Genomic DNA, 20,700 nt, shown 5'->3' with positions numbered 1-20,700 from the left:
TTCACGCCTCCACCTCCTCCACGGTTTCGGCGCCAAGCCGGGTCAGCTGGCCCTTGGTCACGCCCTTGCGGAACTTCGGATCGGCGGCTTCGACGAGCAGGTAGAACTTGCCGCCGCGCGCGTAGGTGAAGCTCGTGGCATTGAAGACCGGGTGGTAATATTCGGGCAGGCGATTGGCGGCCAGCCCGCCGAAGAATGCGGCCAGCGCGGCGCCAAGTATCGCCGCCTCGAAGGCAATGACGAGAAAGGCCGGCCAGGAATGCAGCGGCCGGCCGCCGACATTGAGCGGATAGTCGATCTCGACCGAATAGAGGATCAGCCCGTAGACAAACACCGCGCCAGCGACGGCGCCGCCAAGGATGGCCCACGGCAAGCGCGTCTTGCGCATGCCGAGCATCTCGGCCAACCCACGCACATGGAATGGCGAGAACGCGTCCATGCGCCGGTAGCCACGCGCCCGCATGGTGCGGACCGCCTCGGTCAGCGCTTCGGGATCGGCGAAAGCCGCGATGACGCCGTAAAGTCTCATCCTGCGCTGCCCCTTTCCTCGGCCAGCTCCTCGACCTCGAAGATGGTGATGGCCGGGAGGATGCGGATGAACAGGAAGACCAGTGCTAAGAAGGTGCCGATCGAGCCGAACAGGATGCCGAAGTCGAGCCACCTCAATGACTGCTCGCCCCAGGACGACGGCAGGTAATCGCGGCTTGGCCCGGTGACGACGATGACATAGCGCTCGATCCACATGCCGACGTTGATGATGAGTGCAATGGCGAACAGCCCCGGCATGTTGAGGCGCACCCGTCGGAACCAGAGCAATTGCAAAACTGCGCCGTTGCAGGCGAGCATGGCCCAGAACAGCGGCGCATAAGGTCCGAAGGCGCGCTGCCACATCATCGTGCGCTCGTAGATCTCGCCCGAATACCAGGCGAAGAAGGCCTCGGACGCGTAGCCATAGATGACGATCATGCCGGCGGCGATCATCAGCTTGGCGGCATTGTCCATGTGCCGCAGCGTGATCAGATCCTGGACCGAAAACGCCCAGCGCAGCGGGATGGCGATGGTGAGCACCATGGCGAAGCCGGACAGCAGCGCTCCGGCAACGAAATAGGGCGGAAAGATCGTCGAGTGGAAGCCCGGCGTGATGGCGAAGGTGAAGTCGAGCGAGACGATCGAATGCACCGAGACGACCAGCGGCGTGGCCAGTGCCGCCATCAGGAAATAGACCGTCTGATAGCGCGCCCAATGAAAGGCCGAACCGCGCCAGCCGATTGCCAGTATGCCGTAGAACAGCTGCGCCGGGCGCGATTTCGCTCGGTCGCGCAGGACGGCGAGATCGGGCAGCAGGCCCATATACCAGAACATCAGCGAAACGCTGGCATAAGTGGCGATCGCCGCGAAATCCCAGACCAGCGGGCTGCGCCATTGCGGCCAGTGCATATGGGTGTTGGGCAGCGGCAGCAACCAGTAGAAGAACCACGGGCGGCCGAGATGCAGGATCGGGAAAAGCCCGGCCATTGCAACGGCAAACAGCGTCATCGCCTCGGCAAAGCGATTGATCGAGGCGCGCCATGGCTGGCGCAGAAGCAGGAGCACGGCCGAGATCAGCGTGCCGGCATGGCCGATGCCGATCCACCAGACGAAATTGCCGATCATCGTGCCCCAGACGACGGGGACGTTGATGCCGTAGGCGCCAACGCCGACCGAGATCAGATAGGTGATCGAATAGAGGAAGATGAGGACGAAGACGAAGCAGGAAAAAAAAGCTGCCCAGAAATAGCGCGGCAGCCTGCCGTCGAGGACGATCGCACTGATACGGCCGCTGATCTCCGGAAGGTCGTGCCTGCCACGCAGAACGGGCAATGCGCCCGGTTTTGCAGCAAAAGCCTCAGCCATCGGCTTTCCCGCCTGACGAGAGACGGCCATTGACATTTTTGATCTTGCCGAGATAGGTGGTGCGCGGTCGCGTATTCAGCTCCTCGAGCAAGGCGTAGTGATGCGGTGCCGCTTTTTCCTGCGCCACCCTGGCGCCCTTGCTGTTGAGATCGCCGAAGACGATCGCCTGCGTCGGGCAGGCCTGCTGGCAGGCGGTCACCACCTCGCCGTCGGCTATGGCGCGGTTTTCGATCTGAGCCTTGATGCGCTTTTCGGAAATGCGCTGGACGCAGTAGGTGCATTTCTCCATCACGCCGCGCGAACGGACGCTGACGTCTGGATTGTGCACGGTCTGTTCAGGTCCCGCCGCATCCTTGTCGAATTCCTGGAAGTCCAGGAAGTTGAAGCGCCGCACCTTGTAGGGGCAGTTCTGCGAGCAGTAGCGCGTGCCGATGCAACGGTTATAGACCTGCGCGTTGAGCCCGTCATGGGTGTGGGTGGTGGCGTTGACCGGACAGACGACCTCGCACGGCGCCTTCTCGCAATGCATGCAAGGCACCGGCTGGAAAAAGACCTCGGGATCGTCGGGCGGGCCGGAATAGTAGCGGTCGATCCGCAGCCAATGCATCTCATGGCCGAGTGCCGACTCGTCCGGCCCGACGGTGGCGATGTTGTTTTCCGCCTGGCAGGCAGAAACACAGGCCATGCAGCCGATGCATGCCGACTGATCGATCGACATGGCCCAGGCTTCCTGGCTGTATTGCCAGTCAGGATAGAGCGACTCGCTTGGCGTCGGCGGCACGCCGTCGCGCACGAAGTACGGATTTTTGCGAAAGGCATCGAGCGAGGCATGGCGAACGATCGCCCTGCCCTCCATCGCCTGGTGGTGTTGTGTGGTGATGACCCGTGCGCTGCTGTCGCGCGGCGTGATCATGGCGCCATAGACGATCCAGGGAGCCTCAGGGCTTCGCAGCCTGTACGCGTCGTGGCCGTCAGCGAGTGCTGCCACCGAACCGAGCTTCCGGCCGAAACCCAGAGCAAGCGTCACGGTGTCGTCGGGATGGCCAGGCATGATCCAGACCGGCGCATCGATGTCCATGCCGTTCGAGGCGATATTGACGACCCGGCCGTTTTCCACCTGAAGCCGCCCGGCTGTCGCCGGCGACATCAGCGCTGCATTGCCCCAGACGACCTTGCTCAGCGGCCGCGGCAGCTCCTGCAGCCAGGCCGAATTGGCATTGCGTCCATCGCGCAGCCAGGGATCGGCAACGAAACGGATTTCGACGCCTTTTGCCGCTTCGATGCGCGGCTTCAGGCCGCGCAAATCCGCAGGCATCGCAACATAGACTGGAGTGCTGGCACTGCCGGATACAAAGCCGTCGCGAAGCGCCTCTCGCCACGCGGCATTGTCCAGTGCTTGCGCCCAAGTCGTTTGTGCCCATGTCCTGCGGACGAGCGGCAGCGCAGAAACAGCTAATTCACCGCCAAGCACGGCCAGGAGTTCATGCACCGTCCGCCCCTGGTAAAGCGGCCTGATCAGCGGCTGCACGATGGACGCGGTTCCGTCATGGGCGCGCAGGTCACTCCAGCTCTCGAGATCATGCGCAGCAGGGATATGCCAGTGTGCGACGAAGGCGGTTTCGTCGCGGTAGAGACCCCAGTGGACAAGAAGCTTCAGCTGCGAAAACACGTCGTGGACATCAAGTCCCGCAGGCGCAGTGTGGAGAGGATTGGCGCCAAGTATGACAACGGTGTCGATGTCCCGCGCGGCGATCGCCTGGCAAAGACGCGCGAGGTCGCCCTCGATGGGCATCGCGTCGGGCGGCTCGATCAGTTCCACGGTGTTGCCAAGCGCACCAAGCCGCGCATTCATGTCAAGAGCGGCGGCATGGACGAACGGCGTTTGATGGGCGCCCGGCACGATCAGCGCCGAGCGGCCGGCCGCCTTCAGGTCGTTCGCGGCGGCAGCCAGCCAGGTCGGGTCCAATGCCAAGGCGCTTGGCGCCGCTTCGCCGCCAAGCACGGCGCTCAGCGCCGCTGCGACGGTTTCGACCTCGCTCGGCCGCACCGGCCGGCGATGATCGGCGGCAGCGCCGGTGATCGTCGGCGTCGACTCCACCGCATAGAGCCGGCTCATCGTATCGTCCGCCCGGCGCACGCGGCGTCTTGCAGCGAAATCACGGGCGTAGGCGAGACGACCGGGGCCCTCGCCCAGGAAATCCGCGTCGAGACTGAAAATCACCTCGGCGCGATCAAACCGGCAGACCGGTGCAAGCGCCCTGCCGAACAGGGTCTGTGTGGCTTCGGTGCCGGACGGCGTCGCCAGGGGATCGTGCCGGAACAGCCTCAGCCTGGGATAGCGCGCGCGCAGCGCCTCGAGCTGCGCCTTCATGGTAGGCGAGGTCGTTGCTTCGATCAGCAGCGCCGTGCCAGCTCCAGCGAGCCGCGAGATGAGCTCGACCATGTCGGCAAGGAAGTCGTCATAGGCTGCGGGTTCGCCATGCTTCAGCGGCATGCGCGAGCGATCGGGGTCGAACAGCGACAGCACCGCCGCCTGCATGACAGCGTCCGTCGCGCCGCGCGAGGCCGGATGGTCGGGATTGCCTTCCACCTTGGTCGGCCGGCCCTCATGGCTTTCGACCACCGCACCGATGCCGTAGCCGTCGCTCGAAAGCGTGGTCGCGTAATAAAGCGGCCGGCCGGGAACGATGTTTTCCGGCTGGCGGATATAAGGCAGGATGTCCTCGGCCCGGCTGCAGGCGGCAAGCCCTGACAGCGACAGCGATGCACCCATCAGCTTCAGCAGCGTGCGCCGGTCGAGCCGCGCCGGGATGCGTTCGGCGATCGAAGGAAATTCGGCATCGACGAAGCGGCGGAATTCCGGTGTATCGGCGAGTTCGTCGAGGCTCCGCCACAGCTCCGGACCAGGCGAAAGCCGTTCGCGCAGGCCGGCCATGTCTGGAGCCGCAATCGGCTTGTCAGCGGTGGCAGACATAACAGTCGGTCATGGTCTCGGGGTGGATATCGAGAAGGCTGATGAGCGACCGGCGGATTTCGGCGATGCCGGCCGGCGGCTTCCAGTGCATCAGGAACACGTCCTGCGGCGGACGCAAATTGGGCTCGGGATCGCGATGGCATCCCAGGCACCATTCCATCGACAGCGCGTGCGCCCGCCGTATCAGCGGCATGTCGTCGACCTCGCCATGGCACGTCTCGCAGGCGACGCCTTTGGCGATATGGATCGAATGATTGAAATAGACGAAGTCGGGCACACTGTTCACCCGCTGCCACTGCAATGGCTGCCCGGAGGCAAGGCTCGCCCGTACCGGCGCCAGCATGTCCGCGTTGGTGAAGAGCTGCGAATGGCAGGTCATGCACACCTCCGTCGCCGGCAGACCAGCCGATGACGAAGTCTCGACGCCGCTATGGCAATAACGGCAATCGAGGCCGAGCTCGCCGACATGGTGCCTGTGGCTGAACGGCACTGGTTGCGCCAACGGCCGGCCAACGCCGGTGACGAAGTCCGAACGCAGGATGGCGGTACCGCCGAGAGCCGCAAAGATGGCCATGAAACACGCGCCCCACAGAGCGAAGCGTGAAATGCCGTTGGCGCTCCTTGAAAAGACCTGCGGCATCCCCTCGCCGATTTCACATCCAGCAACCGTATCCACCCCCCAAAGCCCCTAACTGCGGCTGCGTGGGTAAGTTCCGGCCGGGGCAGCGGAGATCACAGAATGGTTACCCCGCCCTGGCCCATCGGGTCGGGCTGACCGGAAACCATCGAACACTCCATGCGTTCGGATGAGGTCACGTTTCGTTTCACCCGGACAACCATCATGACCATCCCCGACCTCCATCCCATTCGCCGCTGGGCGCGCGCGGCATGAATCTCGCCGCATCATTCGCCAGGCGTTTCGTCGAAGGCACGCTGGCCGGCTACACAAGCGAACGCCACCCGATAGGGCGACGGTGGATCACCCTCAGCGAGCGCATCCTGTCAATGGCCCGGTCGGACAATGGCATCATGCAAAGCTTCAGGAACGCGGCCTTCAGCGTCGTCGGCCATCTACCGCGGCTGCAACGGCCGCTGCTGGAGCGGGTCGCCGGGCTGAAGGAATGAAGTGGTCGCATAAACCTTTTCGCCGGACGTGCGTTGTTGGGTTTCAAGCCAGGGAGATGACCATGCAGATGAAATCGGAAATCGCCGGCGAGGCCGCCAAGCAACGGCACATCCAGCGCCGTATCGACGAGAAGGACAAGTCCAAGTCCAAGGGCAAGCCAAAAGGCGCCATGCAGGCCGGTGCCCGCAAATATCCCGAGCCGCCCTTCCCCGAGCAGCACCAGCCGAAGCCGGGGCATGAATGGGCGATCGAGCCGGCGCCGCTTTACGATGCGCCATTTTATATCGGATCGAAAAAGCTCGACGGCAAAGTGGCCGTCATTACCGGCGGCGATTCAGGCATCGGCCGCGCGGTGGCCGTGCTCTATGCACGTGAAGGCGCCGATGTGGCGATCGTCTATCTGTCGGAGGACAAGGACGCCGAAGAGACCAAAAGGGCCGTCGAAACCGAAGGCCGGCGATGCATCCTGATCAAGGCCGATGTCAGCGAACGCGGCCACTGCCACAACGCGGTGGCTGAGATCGTGCAGCAGTTTGGGCGGATCGACGTGCTGGTCAACAACGCCGCTTTCCAGGTCCATTCCAGCGATTTCAGCGAGCTGACCGAGGAGCATTTCGACACCACGCTGAAGACCAACCTCTACGGCTATTTCCACATGGCGCAGGAGGCCGTTCCGCACATGAAACCCGGTTCGGCGATCATCAACACCGGTTCAGTGACCGGCATCGAGGGATCGAAGCAACTGGTCGATTACTCCATGACCAAGGGCGGCATTCATGCCTTCACCCGCGCGCTCTCGGGCAACCTTGTCGACAAGGGCATAAGGGTCAACGCCGTGGCACCAGGCCCGGTTTGGACGCCGCTCAACCCCTCGGACAAGGAAGCCGGCGATGTTTCGAAATTTGGCGCCGACACACCGATGAAACGACCGGCACAACCGGAAGAGATCGCGCCAGCGTATGTGTTCCTCGCCTCGCCGCACTGCTCGAGCTACATCACCGGCGAGATATTGCCAATCGTCGGCGGCTACTGACGACATGTATTTCATAGCCTTGGCCACCGACTACGACGGCACGCTGGCGCATGAAGGGATTGTCGCCGAAAAGACACTTGCGGCGCTTCAACGCTTCAAGAAGAGCGGCCGCAAGCTCATTCTCGTCACCGGGCGCGAGCTGCCCGACCTGAAACGCGTCTTTCCCGAAGTCGCGATCTTCGACAAGGTGGTCGCGGAAAACGGGGCGCTGATCTACACGCCGGCCAGCGAGGAAGAGCGGGCGATATCTCCGCCGCCCGCCCCCGAGTTCATCGCCAAACTCAGGAAACGCGGTGTCAAACCGCTTTCGGTCGGACGCTCCATCGTCGCCACCTGGGAACCGCATCAGGCTGTCGCGCTCGAGGTCATCAAGAAATTGGGGCTGGAGCTGGAAATCATCTTCAACAAAGGCGCGGTGATGATCCTGCCCAGCGGCATCAACAAGGCGACCGGGCTGACAGCCGCGCTTCAGGACCTCAGATTGTCGCCGCACAACGTCGTCGGTGTCGGCGACGCCGAAAACGACCACGCCTTCCTGCGCGCCTGCGGCTTCAGCGTCGCCGTCGACAACGCACTGCCGGCAGTCAAGGATACGGCGGATCTCGTGACACGAGGCGCGCGCGGAAAAGGCGTCGAGGAACTGATCGCCAAGGTGGTCGAGCGCGATCGCGAGCTTGTGCCAAGCCGCGATGGCATTCTGCTTGGCTCGGACGATGGCAAGGAGGTGTATCTGTCGCCAACCGATACGGTGCTGATCGCCGGCAGCTCGGGCATCGGCAAATCGACCTTGGCGACCGCATTGACGGAGCGTTTTGTCGAGAGAAAGTTCCAGTTCTGCATCTTCGATCCGGAAGGCGACTACGATGGCCTCGATGGCGCCGTCCGGCTGGGCGACGGCTCGAACGCGCCGACGAAGACGCAGTTGCTCGATCTCCTGGAGAAGCCGGACAACAATCTGGTCGTCAACGGCCTGGCGCTGCGCGTCAACGAGCGGCCGGACTTCTTTGCCGACCTGCTGCCGGGCCTTGGCGGTGTTCGCTTCCGCACCGCGCGACCACACTGGCTGATCATCGACGAAGCGCATCACCTCTTGCCGAAGCGGCGCGACGACACGCCAATGGTTCTGGCGATGGAATTGCCGGGCACGATCCTGATCACCGTTCATCCGGATGCGATCTCAACCGAAGCATTGCGGCTGGTCACCGCCGTCATCGCACTCGGCCCCAAGGCGAAAAAGGTCGTCAAGACGTTCTGTCGCGAGACCGGCACCGAACCGCCAAAGGACAAGGATCTGAGCTCTCCAAAAGACGAGCACGTGTTGTTCTGGCGGCCGCAGGCGCACAAGAAACCTTGCACGGTCGAGCCGATCGAGCCGCGGCAGTCGCTCAAGCGCCATAGCCGCAAATATGCCGAGGGCCAGCTCGACGAGAAGGGCAGCTTCTATTTCCGCGGCCCCGACCATGCGATGAACCTGCGCGCCCATAATCTGATGATTTTCGCCCAGATCGCCGAGGGCATTGACGATAAGACCTGGGAACATCATTTGCGCGCCGGCGACTATTCCAAATGGTTTCGCCACCAGATCAGGGATAAGGAGCTGGCGCGCGAAACCGCCGAAGCGGAGAAAGACGACACACTTTCGGCGCAGGAGAGCCGCAACCACGTCCTGGACGCAGTGCGCCGCCGCTATACCGCGCCCGCCACCGCGCCGAAGGAATAGATGCAAACTGCGCCTAGCCGGTCCGAAGCCGGCTGAGTTGGAGAGGTCAGACGATCAGGTGATCGATCCTGATCGGCAGGTCGCGAATGCGCTTGCCGGTGGCGTGGTAGACCGCGCTCGCGACCGCCGCGGCGGTCCCGACATTGCCGAGTTCGCCCAAACCCTTGACGCCGGCCGGGTTCACCTCGTGGTCGATCTCCGGAACCAGTATCACTTCCAGCTGCTTCACGTCGGCGTTGACCGGCACGAGATAGTCCTGCAGGTCGCGATTGACGTAGCGCGCATGACGCTTGTCGATTTCCGTCGCCTCGTGCAAGGCTTGGCCGATGCCCCAGATCATGCCGCCCATCAGCTGGCTGCGAGCGGTGCGGGTGTTCATGATGCGCCCGGCGGCAAAGGCGCCGACGATGCGCGGGACGCGGATCTCGCGCGTATGGCTGTTGATGCGCACCTCGACGAATTCCGCGCCAAAGGCGTATTTCACCGAATCCTTGTCCTGGTCGCCGCCGTGGAACTCCGATTGCCCGGCATAGAGCTTCTTCAGCGCCTCCGGTGACGATCCCTTTGGCGCGAATTCGGCATATTCCTCGATCGCACCGATCTGCATCGTCTTGAAAACATCCGACAGCTTGGCCGATTTGCCGTTGTCCGCGACGATTTTCTCTTGGCTCATTTCAAGCTTGGCGTTGCCGGACCCGGCCAGCGGCCCGGCTTCGGCGACGGCCGCGGCGAAGAGCTTTGCGCGGACGGCATCGCAGGCCTTCAGCACCGCCGAGCACACGCTTGCCGTCGAAATCGACCCGCCGGACACCGGTGCCGGCGGCAAGGCGCTGTCGCCCATTTCGACGCTGACCTTGTCCATTTCTATCCCGAGCCGTTCGGCTGCCATCTGCGCTGCCACCGTGCGCACGCCGGTGCCGATCTCATGCGAGCCGCATTGGACGCGAACCTCGCCGTCAGTGGTCAGGCGGACGCGGGCGGCGCATGGCGCAGCCGCCGTCGGATAGATTGCGGTGGCGCAGCCCATGCCGACCAGCCAGTCGCCGTCACGCATCGAGCCAACCGCGGCCTCGCGCTTGGACCAGCCGAAGGCCTCGGCGGCCTGGTCGTAGCATTTCACGAGCGAGCGGCTGGAGAAGGGCTTGCCGCCGATCGGCTCCTTCTGCGGCTCGTTGACGCGGCGGAACTCGACCGGGTCCATGCCGAGCGCTACCGCCATCTCGTCCATGGCATTTTCCAGCGCATAGACATAGGGCGTCTCGGGCGGCGAACGCATATAGCCAGGCGTATTGCGGTCGGCATGCACCAGCGAGACTTGCGTCAGCACGGAGCCGTAATCGTACATGCGTCCGGTGGCCGAAGTGCCACCGACGACATAGGGATCGGGCCGCGACGTGACTTCCCAGCCTTCGTGTGCAAAGGCGGTGATGCGGCCGTCCTGGTTTGCGCCGATGCGGATGCGGTGCCGGGTCTCCGCCCTGTAGGTCTGCGTGCCGTACGCCTGAATGCGGCTGACGACGCAGCGCACCGGCCGGCCGACGCGGCGGGCCGCAACGGCAACGATCGCCGTGCGGGCCGTCATCGGCCCCTTGGAGCCGAAGGCGCCGCCGACATAGGGACTGACGATCCGCACATTGGCCGGATCGATCTTCAACTGCCGGGCGAGCTCGGCCTTCCAGCCGGTGACGTTCTGGCTCGGTTCATAGACCGTGAGCTGATCGCCCTGCCAGACCGCCGTCGTCGAGAACAGCTCGATCGGGTTGTGGTGCTGGGTCGGCGTCGAATATTTCTCGTCGATCTTCACTGCGGCTGCGGCATAGGCAGCATCGAAGTCGCCGGCTTTGACGTCCTCCTTGAACAACGGACTCTTGCCGGCGGCCGGCTCCATCTCCATTCCCCTGGAATCGAAGCCGGCGCTGGGCGTCTCTTCGGCGTAGTCGGCGCGGATCAGGGCGGCGGCTTCCTCGGCCGCCTCGAATGTTTCGGCCACCACCAGCGCGATGATCTGGCCGTCGTGGAAAATGGCCTTGTCATGGAGCGGCGCGATCGAACTTGCACCGGTGTTGCCGAATTTCGGCTTGTCGATGCCGTCCATGTCGCCGACGCTGACGATATCGAGAACGCCGGGCACCTTACGCGCCTTTTCGAGCCGGACGGCGGTGATGCTGCCCTTGGCGATGCTGCTGGTAGCAAGTGCGCCATAGGCCATATTGGCGGTTGGAAGATCGGCCGAATAGCCGGCCTGTCCGGTGACCTTCAGGCGGGCATCGATGCGCGGAACGGGATTTCCCATATTCTCTTTCGGCGCGGGAGCAGCTTGGTTCATGGGTCAGACCTTCATGTCGCGCGTTTCGAGCAGGGCCCGCACAAGCGTGCGCTTGCCGAGCGGTATCTTGAACGCATTGTGTTCGCGCGGTTTCGCCTCGGCGAACGCGGCTTCGGCGGCAGCTTCGGCCGCCTCATCGTCGAGTGCCTTGCCGCTGAGTGCTTCCTCGGCCGCCCTGGCCCGCCATGGCACGGTTGCCACGCCGCCAAGCGCGATGCGCGCCTGGCTGACGGTGTCGCCGTCCATGTCCAGAGCCACGGCCGCCGAGGCCAGCGCGAACGCATAGGACTCGCGGTCGCGGATCTTCACGTAGCGTGAGCGGCGGCTCCAGGCGCCAAGCGGCACCTCGATGGCCGTGATCACCTCGTCAGGGGCCAGTTCGGTTTCAACGTTGGGCGTATCTCCCGGCAGGCGATGTAGCCTCGAAAACGCTATCTTGCGCATACCGCGCCTTGCCTCGACCTCGACCGTCGCGCCGAGCGCGATCAGCGCCTGGGCGAAATCGCCGTGATAGGTGGCGATGCAGGCGTTGCTGGTGCCAAGGACCGCATGTTGCCGGTTGAACCCTTCCATGGCCGCGCAGCCGGAGCCCGGCTCGCGCTTGTTGCATGGCCAGGAGGTCTCGCGAAAATACTCGCACCGCGTCCGCTGCAGCACATTGCCGGCCAGGCTCGCCATGTTGCGGAGCTGGCCGCTGGCGGCGAACTTCAGGCTTTCGGCAAGCATCGGGCAACGGCGCTTGATCTCGCCTGTGTCAGCCGCCTCGCCCATGCGGACCAGCGCGCCGAAGCGGATGCTGTCGTCGCCGACCTCGATCTGTCGCAGGGCCCTGTCACCGAGACCATTGAGATCGACCAGCCGTGCCGGCTGGGCCACGCCAAGCTTCATGTAGTCGGCCAGATTGGTGCCGCCGGCGATGAATTGCGCGGCGGCCTCGGTAGGCGGAACACCCTCTGCGGCAAAACGGGAAGCAATGGCGGCCGCCGCGGACACGCTGGCCGGTCTCTCGTAAACGAAGGGACGCATCTCAGGCTTTCCTTGTTTCGTCCTGGGCCTGCATGATGGCCGCGACTATGTTGGGGTAGGCAGCACAGCGGCAGAGATTACCGCTCATATACTCGCGGATATCGCCCTCGGAGCCGGCATGGCCTTCGTTGATGCAGCCAATGGCGGACATGATCTGGCCGGGCGTGCAGTACCCGCATTGGAAGGCGTCATTGTCGATGAAGGCCTGCTGCATCGGATGCAAATTGCCGTCGGCGGAAGCGAGCCCGTCCACCGTGGTGATCTCATGGCCCTTGTTCATCACGGCAAAGCTCAGGCACGACAGTACCCGCTTGCCGTCGACAAGAACGGTGCAGGCTCCGCACTGGCCATGGTCGCAGCCTTTCTTGGTACCCGTCAGGCCGACATGGTCGCGCAGCGCGTCGAGCAGGCTGGTGCGATTGTCGAGGGCGAGATTGTAGGGCTGCTTGTTGATGCGCAGTGAAATCGCCGACAGATCGCGCGGCTCGGCCGAAGCGGCAGGTTGCGGGGCGGCGGCTTTTGCCGACGTGGCCATGAGCGGCCCTGCCGCAGCCGCCGAAACGGATCCGGTCATGAAACTGCGTCGGCTCAGGCTGGCAAGAGGGGTTTCGGACATGGCTGGCTCCCGGCTGGCTGGGTCTCAAGCCGGCCGAACCAGTCACGCAAGGCAAGGTTCCTCCGCCTCACGTGGCTGTGATCCTATGTTCATCCGAACCGTGCCGGGGAACTCTCGAGCCGGCTTGCCGTTCAACCCCGATCGGACAGAACCGAAATGGCGTCTGGAGCGAGATCATGAAGTCACAGATTGTTGCCGAAAGCGCCGGCCAAAGAACGTTCGTCGTTGTGCTTGATCCCGGCGAAGAGGCGTTTGCGCAGCTGACCTCGTTTGCGGCCGACCACGGCGTTGGCAGCGCGTCGCTGAGCGCGCTCGGCGCTTTCGAAAGGGCAACTGTCGGCTGGTTCGACCCTAGGGAAAGGACCTACCGGAAAATTCCCATCCGGGAACAGTGCGAGGTGCTGAGCGCGATTGGCGATGTTGCCATCGGCGACGACGGCAAGCCCAGCCTGCACGTCCATGCCGTGCTCGGATTGAGCGACGGCAGCACAAGGGGCGGCCATCTGCTGGACGCCATCGTTCGCCCGACGCTCGAGGTCACGCTGGTGGAAACGCCTGGACATCTGCGCCGCAGGCACCGTCCCGAGCTCGGTGTCGCGTTGATCGACCTGGAGGCTTGATCCGAGCCGATCACTTCGTTGATTTAACTGCGGTCGTTTCGGGGGCGACTTCCCAACCGAAGACGCTGCGGCCGCCGAGCAGATGCGATTGCTCGAACTCCCCGGCGACGATTTCCTTCAGGCTCGGCCCGGTGGCATAGCGCTCGACTTGCCGCGACTGGTCGTCCAGCCGCCGCAAGGCGCCGATCTCTTCCTCACGGCCGAGCCTGGCCTTCTGGACAGCCGACTTCAGCACGCCGATCGTCTCGTCATAGACCTTCAGCGGCACAGGGAACGGATGCCTGTCCTTGCCGCCATGCGCCAGCGAGAAACGTCCTGGATCGGAAAAACGGCATGGCGCGCCATGCACGACTTCGGCGACCAGCGCCAGCGCCCGCACCGTGCGCGCGCCGACGTTGGGCACCAGGAGAAGGCCGGCGAAATCCGTCGGGCCGCGCTCGGCCGCCGCCGCGATGTTGCCGTGCAGGCGGCGCATGACGACATCGCTTTCGCGTACATCGTGGTGCGCCGGCATCACCAGATGCGGCAGCAGCTTCTGTGCCGGCTCCGGCACTGGCGCCGAACCCCGCTCCAAAGCGGCAAGCTCCCTCACGATGCGATCCGGTCCAAGATCGTGCAGAAGGTCCAGTTGTCCCTGGCGCGACGCTTCGGCGCGGCGGTCGGTCAGGTTGACGATCTCGCCCTGGTTGGCGCCTTCGATGGCGGCATGCGGCTGGTCGACAAAGCTCTTCAGGCCCTCCGACAGCCAGTGATAGCGGCGCGCCACCTTGCTGTCGCCGTTCATGCCTTGCTGCACCACCACCCACTTGCCGTCATCGGTGACGATGAAGCCGTGCAGATAGAGATCGAAACCGTCCTGGACCGCGGCGCTGTCCACCTTGGCGACAAGCCGGCTGGCAGTCGCCAGGCCCTGCCCGTCGAGGCCGACACGCTCGCCGATCAGGGCAAGCTCGTGCGGGGTCTTGCGCGAATGCGCGCCGCGGCCGCCGCAAACGTGAATGCCGAGCTCGCTGGAAAGCGGCGACAGGCCGCGCTTCAAGGCACCGACGACGCTGGTGGTGATGCCGGAGGAGTGCCAGTCCATCCCCATCACGGCGCCAAAAGACTGGAACCAGAACGGATGCGCCAGCCGGCGCAGCAATTCATCGCGGCCGTAATGGTGGATGATCGCCTCGCACATGACCGCGCCAAGCCGCGTCATGCGGTCGCCGAGCCATTTCGGCACGCGCCCGCCGTGAAGTGGAAGGTCAGCACTTCCCGATCGCTGTGCCACGCTCTTTTGCTTGCTCCTTGAGTCCTGCCTCGACAGATAGGTATCGAAAGTGCCGCGAAGAAGCGATGGCCTGATTCAGGCCGCGATCGTTGCGAGCCGCTAGAGCACTTCCAGGAAAAGTGTGAAACGGTTTTCCGTCCGGAATTGCGCAGAAACAAAGCGATAGAGCGGTTCGGCGTTTCCGTGAAACGATGAACCGCTCTACCGGGCAGGCTCGCTGAGGAGATCAAACTTCTGGATCTCGCAATGCTCGCCCACCGATGCCAGCAGATCCATTGGCGGTGCGCCAGTGTCGGGCCGCCTCCAACTGATCTCGAACGAGAATACAGGGTCCTTGAGATCTGGGCGCCTCTCTATTGCGACGAGGCGTGCCTGGTAGCCAAGCGGCCCGATGAGCGCATCGAGCTCCTGTCGAGCCGCGGCCTTCCACGTCAGTGCCAACTGGGCATGGTGTTCGCGCGACATTCGAAGGTCCACCCATTTCAGGACCAGCAAAGTGGCCAGCGTCAGCGCCGTGCCGGCCGCGCCCAAGCCGTATTGGCCACCACCGAAAGCCAATCCGATCGCCGTCATCACCCACAACGTGGCCGCTGTGGTGACCCCGCTGACAAGATTGCCGCGGCGAAGAATGGCGCCACCGCCGATAAAGCCGACGCCGGTCAACACGCCCAGCGGAAAGCGCAGGACGTCCATCGATGCAAACGAATCCGGGTGCTTGCCAACGGTCTCCAGCAGAATACTGGCCTGGATCATTGTGATGGCGGCGGCCAATCCCACCAGCACGGTGGTGCGTAGCCCCGCCGCGTGCCCGCGCGCCTCCCGGTTGAGGCCTATCAACAGGCCGGCGAGCGCGGTCAGAAGCAACCGTGCCGCGATGTCTTGCCAAACCGGAACAACGAGGAGCATCGCGGTCACCCGTCAGGCCAAGCGCTGCTGGCCTGGATTGGCGCCAGGGTCAAAGCGAACAAGGGTAACAGCGTCTTCATCGCAGACTCTTTTCGTCGATAAGCAACAAACGATGCGCTTAGGTTTTGGTTGCGCAGCCGACGATTCACCTCGGCTATGGGCAGCGGCGGAACAAAACCTTCGGCTCGGGGTTGGTGGGTTCACGCCAACGAAGGATTTTCAATCATGGTCCGCTTGCTGGTTGCAGGAGCCGTCGCTTATCTGGCCTATCGCATTACCAAGGAGATCGGCGGGTCCGACGAAGTCGATCCGCTGGCGCCTTCGCCCGACCAGACCGGCCGCAAAGTGGCGAGGCGGCAAAGCAGGGCCCAGGGGAATGGCCGACGGCGGTAGCGAATGCCTCGGCGGCGGCGCGGACCAGCCATGACCGCATTTCCGTTGCCGCTCGACCTTCGTCCGATGGAAGCCAAAGCCGCCGACGCAATTCCTGGCGGTGACGGGCTTTGGCAGTACGAACCGAAATGGGACGGGTTTCGCTGCCTCGTGTTCAAGGGCGACGATGCCGTCGATCTGCGTGCAAAATCGGGCAAGCCGCTTGGCCGCTATTTTCCCGAACTGGTCGCGGTGCTGCGCGATGTGAGGTCGCGACGGTTTGTTGCCGACGGCGAGATCGTCATCGAGGTCGACGGATCGTCCTCGTTCGAGGCCCTGCAAATGCGCCTTCATCCAGCCGAAAGCAGGATCCGCAAGTTGAGCCTGGAGACGCCTGCCATGCTGGTCCTGTTTGATATGCTGGCCGAACCCGGCGGCAAGGTCATCATCGAACAACCCCTCACCAACAGGAGACGGGCGATCGAGGCCTTTGTCGCGTCGGCGGGACGGCCCGAACTGTGCCTGTCCAAATGCACGCACGATGCCGCTGCCGCCGAGCGCTGGCTGCAAGGCGCCGGCCATGGCTCGACCGACGGTGTTGTTGCAAAACTGATCGCCGAGCCATACCAGCCCGGCGAGCGCGCCATGGTCAAGGTCAAGCGGCTGCGCACTGCGGATTGCGTGGTCGGCGGCTTTCGCTATCTCGCCGGCAGCAACGAAGTCGGATCCCTGCTGCTTGGCCTCTACAATAACGAAGGCAGGTTGGACCATGTCGGATTCACCTCGACCATCGGCAAGGACGACAGGGCGGCGCTGACCAGACGGCTGGAAAAACTGCGGGCCAAACCGGGTTTCACCGGCAAGGCGCCGGGCGGACCAAGCCGCTGGAGCACGGAGCGCAGCGGACAATGGGAACCGATAAAGCCTGAACTGGTGGTCGAGGTTCGTTTCGACCATGTGACAGGCGACCGGTTCCGGCACGGAACCAAGCTGTTGCGCTGGCGGCCGGACAAGGAGCCCCGGCAATGTACGTTCGAGCAGATCGAGTAAGTCCGTCCCGAGGCACCGCTTCAAAGTTCTTGGTGTCCGTTCTGCCGCCGCCGACGGAACCAAAGCAGAATTCGCCGGTTCGCCGCACTGGCCGAGCCTCGGCAATCCATTGCCGAGACTCGGAAGCGGTCTGAAGATCAAGCGGCTTCTTGCATTGCGCGTTCGTTGACACCGCTTTCGCCGAGCTTGGAAAGCGCTTCGTCGGTCGCGACCTCTTCCTTGAGAGTTGCCCTGAGCAGTTCGACAACGTCGCTCTTGCCGAGTTCTTCGGCCCACGCGATCAAAGTGCCGTAACGAGCGATCTCGTAATGCTCGACGGCCTGCGCCGCGCCGACAAGCCCGGCGTCGAGTGCGGGAGCACCGTTATACTCCTCGAGCACTTCCGAGCCCTCTTCGATGATGCCGTCAATCGCCGGACAGGTCTTGCCACGGGCCGGCTTGCCGAATTTCTCGAACACCTCCTCCAGGCGGTCGACATGTCCTTCGGTTTCCATGCGGTGCTTCTCGAAGGCGGCGGTCACTTCTTCCGACTCCGCGCCCTTGGCCATTTTGGGCAGTGCTTTCAGTATCTTCTTCTCAGCGTAGTAGAGGTCTTTGAGCCCGTCGAGGAACAGATCCTCAAGGCCCTTGCTTGCCGCCTTCGCGGCCTTTTTCGTAGTCGCCATGATCCTCTCCCGAAGGTTGGTGGCCGCCTCTCAAAATAGAGGCGTCCGATAACCCTCCGATGGGAAACAAGTTCCCTCACGGTTCGGCAGCTTTGAAAATTTTTCCGACAACGCTTGTGTGGTATCGCAAGGGGTCTCGACCCGCGGCAGCAACAAGCGAGGAAAGCGCCGTCAGCGCTCGCCGATATGCTCGACCAAGCGGGTATATTCGGCTTCGGCCAAGCCATATCCGCCATCCGCAAGTGCGACGAGACCATCGCGGTCGCGGATGATGATTTCGCCGCGGCGGGACCGGATGAGCCCTCGCCCCTCAAGCAGCTGAAGCGCGACCGTGACGCCCGGACGCCTTACGCCGAGCATGATCGACAGGAATTCGTGAGTGATCGTCAGCCGGTCGCCGGCCACCCGATCGTCACACATGAGCAGCCAGCGCGCCAGCCGGTCTTCAAGCTTCGATCGCGCGTTGACCAGCGCGGTGTAGCCGGTCTGGACATGCAGACACTGCACGTAGCGCAACAAAAACAGCCGCAGTGTCGGGCTTTGCGTCAGCGCTGCCTTGAATGGCTCGGCATCTATCCTGGCGGCTTCTCCCGCCAGTTGCACGTAGCAATCATGGACCATGCGATCGTCGCCCATCACCAGGGCCGAGCCGGTCATACCTTCCAAGCCAATGAGGCCAACTTCCGCGTCGCTGCCATTCGGCATTTTCGCAACCACTGAACCAATGCCGTCCTCGACGAAATAGATGGCCTCGATCGGTGATCCGGATACTTCGAGCGATTGCCGCAACTCCAGCGAACAGCGCTCGATATGCGGCTCGAGGAATGCAAAATCGCCGGCGCTCATCCGGCGCAAAAGCTTGTTTTTGAATAGATTTTGATTGGAAATTGCTGGATCAGACATAGCCGGGCCCAAAACAGGGCAAGAGCTTTTTGATCTCCCAGCCGTCCGCGCCCGGTATAACCTGCGGACGATACGGTCTATATAAGCGCTGAAAGGTATGGAGCCTACTAAATAAATAAATCAATCGATGCACGGCAGTTTCTCCTGCCGCTTGCCTACGAAAACATCCCACTGAAAGTTAGAGTTGAAAACGTACCAAAGGTGCTTTGGTACGAAATCGACAAAATCAAAAATGTCGGGCGCGAAAGAGCCCGTCGCGAGGGATGCAACGGGCTCCATTCGGGCGTCGTGGGCTACGCCCAGTGATCCAAATGAGGGTGGCTTGGATCACTACAATAATGCAGGTGAAAGGTAGTCGTTCCCGATCTGTCCGCTCGGTAATTTCCGTACATTGAGTTTGGAGGCGAGCGGCGCTAATTGAATTTGAGTCGTCCACACAGGCATGGCGAGTGGATGCTTGAAAGACGCTTCGCGCTTTCGCCCTTTTCAGGGAGGATGGCATGTCGATGCATGGTGCAGCAACTCCAGCCGAACTGAGCGTGCTGAGAAAAGCGCTCGACGACTGCTGCCGCGAGTTGGGTGTTGCGGACGACAGTCCGGTCCGCGAGCGGTTGGCCGCCCGTATCATGTCGCTGTTCAACGAGGGCGCGCTAAGCGCCGATCTAAAAGAAGCACTGGCCGCCGATCGCCAACACTAAAGCTGCTGCTATGGCGGGGTCCTCGGTGTAGAAGGGTCCGGCGCGGGTCGGCCTTTTTAGCCAGGGTCCCAAAGACTTTTCGTCTGTTCACGACAAAGCGCCCGCCGCTTGTTACCCGGCGGCAGGCGTTTTGTCGTGAGCGTGACGCTAAATGCGCCCAAGCACGACCAAGATGATGACGATGAGCAGCACCAGGCCGAGGCCACCGCCACCGTAATAGCCGGTGCCGTAGAACGGTCCGCCGCCCAAGCCGCTGAAGCCGCCAAGCAAGGCAAGGACCAAGATGATGATGAGAATGGTTCCAAGGCCCATGATGTCTGCTCTCCTTGTTTGCGCTGCCGCCATTCGCATCAGCGCGTTCGCATTGTACAAAGGTATGAACTCGCAAGGAGCATTCCTGTTCCGGCGGGACAGCAAGGCGCACGCTCATGCAGCGAGGAAAACGCCGGGCTGTGCAATGGCGCGCCGGCCACTTTGAACACCTGAGAACATGCTGAATTCATAGGAAATTTGTCGGAACCTTCGCCCACCCGAACGGTTGTTTTCGTAGTCGCAACGCGACGACCCTCGTAAAAAGGAGAAGCATCATGCTCACGAAAATTCTCGCAGCTTCGGCGCTTACGATCGGTCTGGCCACGTCAGCGATGGCCCAGAACGTCGGCGACCCCTCCGGAGCCGCTGCCGACGGTAGCGGGCGGACGGTCGTAGTCCCGGATAATGGCGGCCCTGACACCGGCACGGATTCGACCATCACCAACAGCATTCGCGATTTCTCAACGACGAATTCGAATGCCGACCGGAATTGCCCGCCGGGCCCGCAGGGGGCTCTGCCCGATGCGACCGGCAAGGCTCCGGGCACGATGGCGCCGACGGTGAACGACAACCACTGCGGCAAGTAAGCGCCCTGTGATCATAGCCTGACGAGGCTGCGGAGCGTGCGCTCCGCAGCCTCGTCAGTTTGCCATAAATCAGCCGCCTAACGGCCGCGGTGGTCGAAGCTGACGGCGATCTCCCGACCGTCCAGCGCCCGAACGATGAAGCCAACCAGCTCCTCGTCGGTTTGCCGGCACCAGGGAAAGCGTCTGCGCAAATCGGCTATGACGACGGTGGTCGAGAGAATGTCGCCGGAATGGTAGCCGCCCATGATGGTATGAACGGCAGCGTCGGTGTCAATACCGATTCCCAGCGGCGACTTGATCTGCCCCACGGAAGCCTCCACCCATCTCTCCCAGCCAACGATAGCAAGACTGCGGCAAAGCGAAAGAGCTTGTACGATTCCGTACGATCTCGTGGCTTACGTTGCACTTTGCAGGACGCAGCCGGCGTCTTTTTGTTTTGCGTTTCCAAACCATTGTTTCGCGTGGGGGGGGGGGGGGGGCGGCCCGCCCCCCCCCCGCGGCCCCCCCCCCCCCCCCGCGCCGGCCCCTGCCGCTGCCGGAGGCGCTACGCGCGTGGAGCTAGTGGCCTTTGTCGGCCAGCCAGAGGCTCACGTCCTGGAT

Annotated in this window: 21 protein-coding genes; 8 read left to right on the top strand and 13 right to left on the bottom strand. The window is 63.1% G+C overall.

What is annotated here, in order from left to right:
- Position 1: 1 nt before the first annotated feature.
- The 4 genes from NKG95_RS28515 to NKG95_RS28500 are packed head-to-tail and all read right to left on the bottom strand — an operon-like array spanning position 2 to position 5,507.
- Positions 2–529, bottom strand: a complete 528-nt coding sequence (locus tag NKG95_RS28515) for a DUF3341 domain-containing protein (protein ID WP_352495091.1) — start codon at positions 527–529, stop codon at positions 2–4.
- Complete coding sequence (gene nrfD, locus NKG95_RS28510) at positions 526–1,893, bottom strand: NrfD/PsrC family molybdoenzyme membrane anchor subunit (RefSeq protein ID WP_353043137.1); 1,368 nt, start codon at positions 1,891–1,893, stop codon at positions 526–528. Before nrfD ends, NKG95_RS28515 begins: the two co-directional genes overlap by 4 nt.
- Entirely contained in the window at positions 1,886–4,867 is a 2,982-nt protein-coding gene (locus NKG95_RS28505; protein WP_353043136.1) for a TAT-variant-translocated molybdopterin oxidoreductase, read from the bottom strand. Before NKG95_RS28505 ends, nrfD begins: the two co-directional genes overlap by 8 nt.
- Complete coding sequence (locus NKG95_RS28500; RefSeq protein WP_023720534.1) at positions 4,851–5,507, bottom strand: cytochrome c3 family protein; 657 nt, start codon at positions 5,505–5,507, stop codon at positions 4,851–4,853. Before NKG95_RS28500 ends, NKG95_RS28505 begins: the two co-directional genes overlap by 17 nt.
- A 248-nt stretch (positions 5,508–5,755) precedes the next feature.
- Between NKG95_RS28500 and NKG95_RS28495 the strand changes: the two genes are divergently transcribed.
- From NKG95_RS28495 to NKG95_RS28485, 3 genes are all read left to right on the top strand, one after another.
- On the top strand, positions 5,756–5,992 hold the full coding sequence (locus NKG95_RS28495) for an FAD-dependent monooxygenase family protein (protein ID WP_352548013.1): 237 nt from the start codon (positions 5,756–5,758) through the stop codon (positions 5,990–5,992).
- 62 nt (positions 5,993–6,054) lie between these two features.
- A complete protein-coding gene (locus NKG95_RS28490; protein WP_352481428.1) occupies positions 6,055–7,026 on the top strand; it encodes an SDR family oxidoreductase in 972 nt (323 codons plus the stop codon).
- A 4-nt stretch (positions 7,027–7,030) separates the two neighbouring features.
- Positions 7,031–8,746, top strand: coding sequence for an HAD family hydrolase (locus NKG95_RS28485; protein ID WP_353043135.1), 1,716 nt, complete (start codon positions 7,031–7,033; stop codon positions 8,744–8,746).
- A 46-nt stretch (positions 8,747–8,792) separates the two neighbouring features.
- Here the strand turns inward: NKG95_RS28485 and NKG95_RS28480 are convergent, their stop codons facing one another.
- Genes NKG95_RS28480 through NKG95_RS28470 form a run of 3 tightly spaced genes read right to left on the bottom strand, consistent with a single transcriptional unit; the run spans position 8,793 to position 12,714 of the window.
- Positions 8,793–11,072, bottom strand: coding sequence for a xanthine dehydrogenase family protein molybdopterin-binding subunit (locus NKG95_RS28480; protein WP_353043134.1), 2,280 nt, complete (start codon positions 11,070–11,072; stop codon positions 8,793–8,795).
- Positions 11,073–11,075: 3 nt separating this feature from the next.
- The gene (locus NKG95_RS28475; protein WP_353043133.1) at positions 11,076–12,098 is read right to left on the bottom strand and encodes an FAD binding domain-containing protein; all 1,023 of its coding nucleotides are present in this window, start codon (positions 12,096–12,098) and stop codon (positions 11,076–11,078) included.
- Between the two features lies 1 nt (position 12,099).
- The gene (locus tag NKG95_RS28470; protein ID WP_353043132.1) at positions 12,100–12,714 is read right to left on the bottom strand and encodes a (2Fe-2S)-binding protein; all 615 of its coding nucleotides are present in this window, start codon (positions 12,712–12,714) and stop codon (positions 12,100–12,102) included.
- Positions 12,715–12,890: 176 nt separating this feature from the next.
- Between NKG95_RS28470 and NKG95_RS28465 the strand changes: the two genes are divergently transcribed.
- Positions 12,891–13,334: a PPC domain-containing DNA-binding protein gene (locus NKG95_RS28465; protein WP_352481423.1), complete on the top strand. Its 444-nt coding sequence runs from the start codon at positions 12,891–12,893 to the stop codon at positions 13,332–13,334.
- A 10-nt stretch (positions 13,335–13,344) separates the two neighbouring features.
- Here the strand turns inward: NKG95_RS28465 and NKG95_RS28460 are convergent, their stop codons facing one another.
- Both NKG95_RS28460 and NKG95_RS28455 read right to left on the bottom strand, forming a co-directional pair.
- Complete coding sequence (locus tag NKG95_RS28460; RefSeq protein ID WP_353043131.1) at positions 13,345–14,607, bottom strand: DUF763 domain-containing protein; 1,263 nt, start codon at positions 14,605–14,607, stop codon at positions 13,345–13,347.
- A gap of 201 nt (positions 14,608–14,808) precedes the next feature.
- Positions 14,809–15,513 carry an MgtC/SapB family protein gene (locus NKG95_RS28455; RefSeq protein WP_031194456.1) on the bottom strand — a complete coding sequence of 235 codons (705 nt, stop codon included), beginning with the start codon at positions 15,511–15,513 and terminating at the stop codon, positions 14,809–14,811.
- A 225-nt stretch (positions 15,514–15,738) separates the two neighbouring features.
- Here NKG95_RS28455 and NKG95_RS28450 point away from each other — a divergent pair, with 225 nt between their 5' ends.
- Both NKG95_RS28450 and NKG95_RS28445 read left to right on the top strand, forming a co-directional pair.
- Positions 15,739–15,906 carry a hypothetical protein gene (locus tag NKG95_RS28450; protein ID WP_352791470.1) on the top strand — a complete coding sequence of 56 codons (168 nt, stop codon included), beginning with the start codon at positions 15,739–15,741 and terminating at the stop codon, positions 15,904–15,906.
- 30 nt (positions 15,907–15,936) lie between these two features.
- Entirely contained in the window at positions 15,937–16,935 is a 999-nt protein-coding gene (locus tag NKG95_RS28445) for an ATP-dependent DNA ligase (protein ID WP_353043130.1), read from the top strand.
- Positions 16,936–17,072: 137 nt separating this feature from the next.
- Here the strand turns inward: NKG95_RS28445 and NKG95_RS28440 are convergent, their stop codons facing one another.
- Together NKG95_RS28440 and NKG95_RS28435 are read right to left on the bottom strand one after the other, a co-directional pair.
- Positions 17,073–17,600, bottom strand: coding sequence for a YciE/YciF ferroxidase family protein (locus tag NKG95_RS28440; protein WP_023677104.1), 528 nt, complete (start codon positions 17,598–17,600; stop codon positions 17,073–17,075).
- 171 nt (positions 17,601–17,771) lie between these two features.
- Entirely contained in the window at positions 17,772–18,446 is a 675-nt protein-coding gene (locus NKG95_RS28435) for a Crp/Fnr family transcriptional regulator (RefSeq protein WP_502913992.1), read from the bottom strand.
- Between the two features lie 557 nt (positions 18,447–19,003).
- On the opposite strand from NKG95_RS28435, the gene NKG95_RS28430 reads away from it, so the two are divergent.
- Complete coding sequence (locus tag NKG95_RS28430; protein WP_352859021.1) at positions 19,004–19,201, top strand: hypothetical protein; 198 nt, start codon at positions 19,004–19,006, stop codon at positions 19,199–19,201.
- 147 nt (positions 19,202–19,348) lie between these two features.
- Here the strand turns inward: NKG95_RS28430 and NKG95_RS28425 are convergent, their stop codons facing one another.
- On the bottom strand, positions 19,349–19,513 hold the full coding sequence (locus NKG95_RS28425) for a DUF3309 family protein (protein ID WP_023720548.1): 165 nt from the start codon (positions 19,511–19,513) through the stop codon (positions 19,349–19,351).
- Between the two features lie 275 nt (positions 19,514–19,788).
- Between NKG95_RS28425 and NKG95_RS28420 the strand changes: the two genes are divergently transcribed.
- Entirely contained in the window at positions 19,789–20,100 is a 312-nt protein-coding gene (locus tag NKG95_RS28420) for a hypothetical protein (protein WP_023720549.1), read from the top strand.
- 77 nt (positions 20,101–20,177) lie between these two features.
- Here the strand turns inward: NKG95_RS28420 and NKG95_RS28415 are convergent, their stop codons facing one another.
- Positions 20,178–20,408 carry a hypothetical protein gene (locus NKG95_RS28415; protein ID WP_353043128.1) on the bottom strand — a complete coding sequence of 77 codons (231 nt, stop codon included), beginning with the start codon at positions 20,406–20,408 and terminating at the stop codon, positions 20,178–20,180.
- Positions 20,409–20,700: the final 292 nt, after the last annotated feature.

The sequence above is a fragment of the Mesorhizobium sp. M1423 genome (assembly GCF_040317575.1).
In the GTDB taxonomy this organism is placed as follows: Bacteria; Pseudomonadota; Alphaproteobacteria; order Rhizobiales; family Rhizobiaceae; genus Mesorhizobium.
This window is presented reverse-complemented; position numbering and strand designations above follow the sequence as displayed.

Bases quoted from the DNA above. Each gene is read 5' to 3' on its own strand.
- NKG95_RS28425 (WP_023720548.1), bottom strand. From the start codon at position 19,513: ATGGGCCTTGGAACCATTCTCATCATCATCTTGGTCCTTGCCTTGCTT.
- NKG95_RS28450 (WP_352791470.1), top strand. From the start codon at position 15,739: ATGGTCCGCTTGCTGGTTGCAGGAGCCGTCGCTTATCTGGCCTATCGC.
- NKG95_RS28480 (WP_353043134.1), bottom strand. From the start codon at position 11,072: ATGAACCAAGCTGCTCCCGCGCCGAAAGAGAATATGGGAAATCCCGTT.
- NKG95_RS28445 (WP_353043130.1), top strand. From the start codon at position 15,937: ATGACCGCATTTCCGTTGCCGCTCGACCTTCGTCCGATGGAAGCCAAA.
- NKG95_RS28485 (WP_353043135.1), top strand. From the start codon at position 7,031: ATGTATTTCATAGCCTTGGCCACCGACTACGACGGCACGCTGGCGCAT.
- NKG95_RS28505 (WP_353043136.1), bottom strand. From the start codon at position 4,867: ATGTCTGCCACCGCTGACAAGCCGATTGCGGCTCCAGACATGGCCGGC.
- NKG95_RS28515 (WP_352495091.1), bottom strand. From the start codon at position 529: ATGAGACTTTACGGCGTCATCGCGGCTTTCGCCGATCCCGAAGCGCTG.
- NKG95_RS28475 (WP_353043133.1), bottom strand. From the start codon at position 12,098: ATGCGTCCCTTCGTTTACGAGAGACCGGCCAGCGTGTCCGCGGCGGCC.
- NKG95_RS28490 (WP_352481428.1), top strand. From the start codon at position 6,055: ATGCAGATGAAATCGGAAATCGCCGGCGAGGCCGCCAAGCAACGGCAC.
- NKG95_RS28465 (WP_352481423.1), top strand. From the start codon at position 12,891: ATGAAGTCACAGATTGTTGCCGAAAGCGCCGGCCAAAGAACGTTCGTC.
- NKG95_RS28495 (WP_352548013.1), top strand. From the start codon at position 5,756: ATGAATCTCGCCGCATCATTCGCCAGGCGTTTCGTCGAAGGCACGCTG.
- nrfD (WP_353043137.1), bottom strand. From the start codon at position 1,893: ATGGCTGAGGCTTTTGCTGCAAAACCGGGCGCATTGCCCGTTCTGCGT.
- NKG95_RS28440 (WP_023677104.1), bottom strand. From the start codon at position 17,600: ATGGCGACTACGAAAAAGGCCGCGAAGGCGGCAAGCAAGGGCCTTGAG.
- NKG95_RS28430 (WP_352859021.1), top strand. From the start codon at position 19,004: ATGTCGATGCATGGTGCAGCAACTCCAGCCGAACTGAGCGTGCTGAGA.
- NKG95_RS28470 (WP_353043132.1), bottom strand. From the start codon at position 12,714: ATGTCCGAAACCCCTCTTGCCAGCCTGAGCCGACGCAGTTTCATGACC.
- NKG95_RS28420 (WP_023720549.1), top strand. From the start codon at position 19,789: ATGCTCACGAAAATTCTCGCAGCTTCGGCGCTTACGATCGGTCTGGCC.
- NKG95_RS28455 (WP_031194456.1), bottom strand. From the start codon at position 15,513: ATGCTCCTCGTTGTTCCGGTTTGGCAAGACATCGCGGCACGGTTGCTT.
- NKG95_RS28500 (WP_023720534.1), bottom strand. From the start codon at position 5,507: ATGCCGCAGGTCTTTTCAAGGAGCGCCAACGGCATTTCACGCTTCGCT.
- NKG95_RS28435 (WP_502913992.1), bottom strand. From the start codon at position 18,446: ATGAGCGCCGGCGATTTTGCATTCCTCGAGCCGCATATCGAGCGCTGT.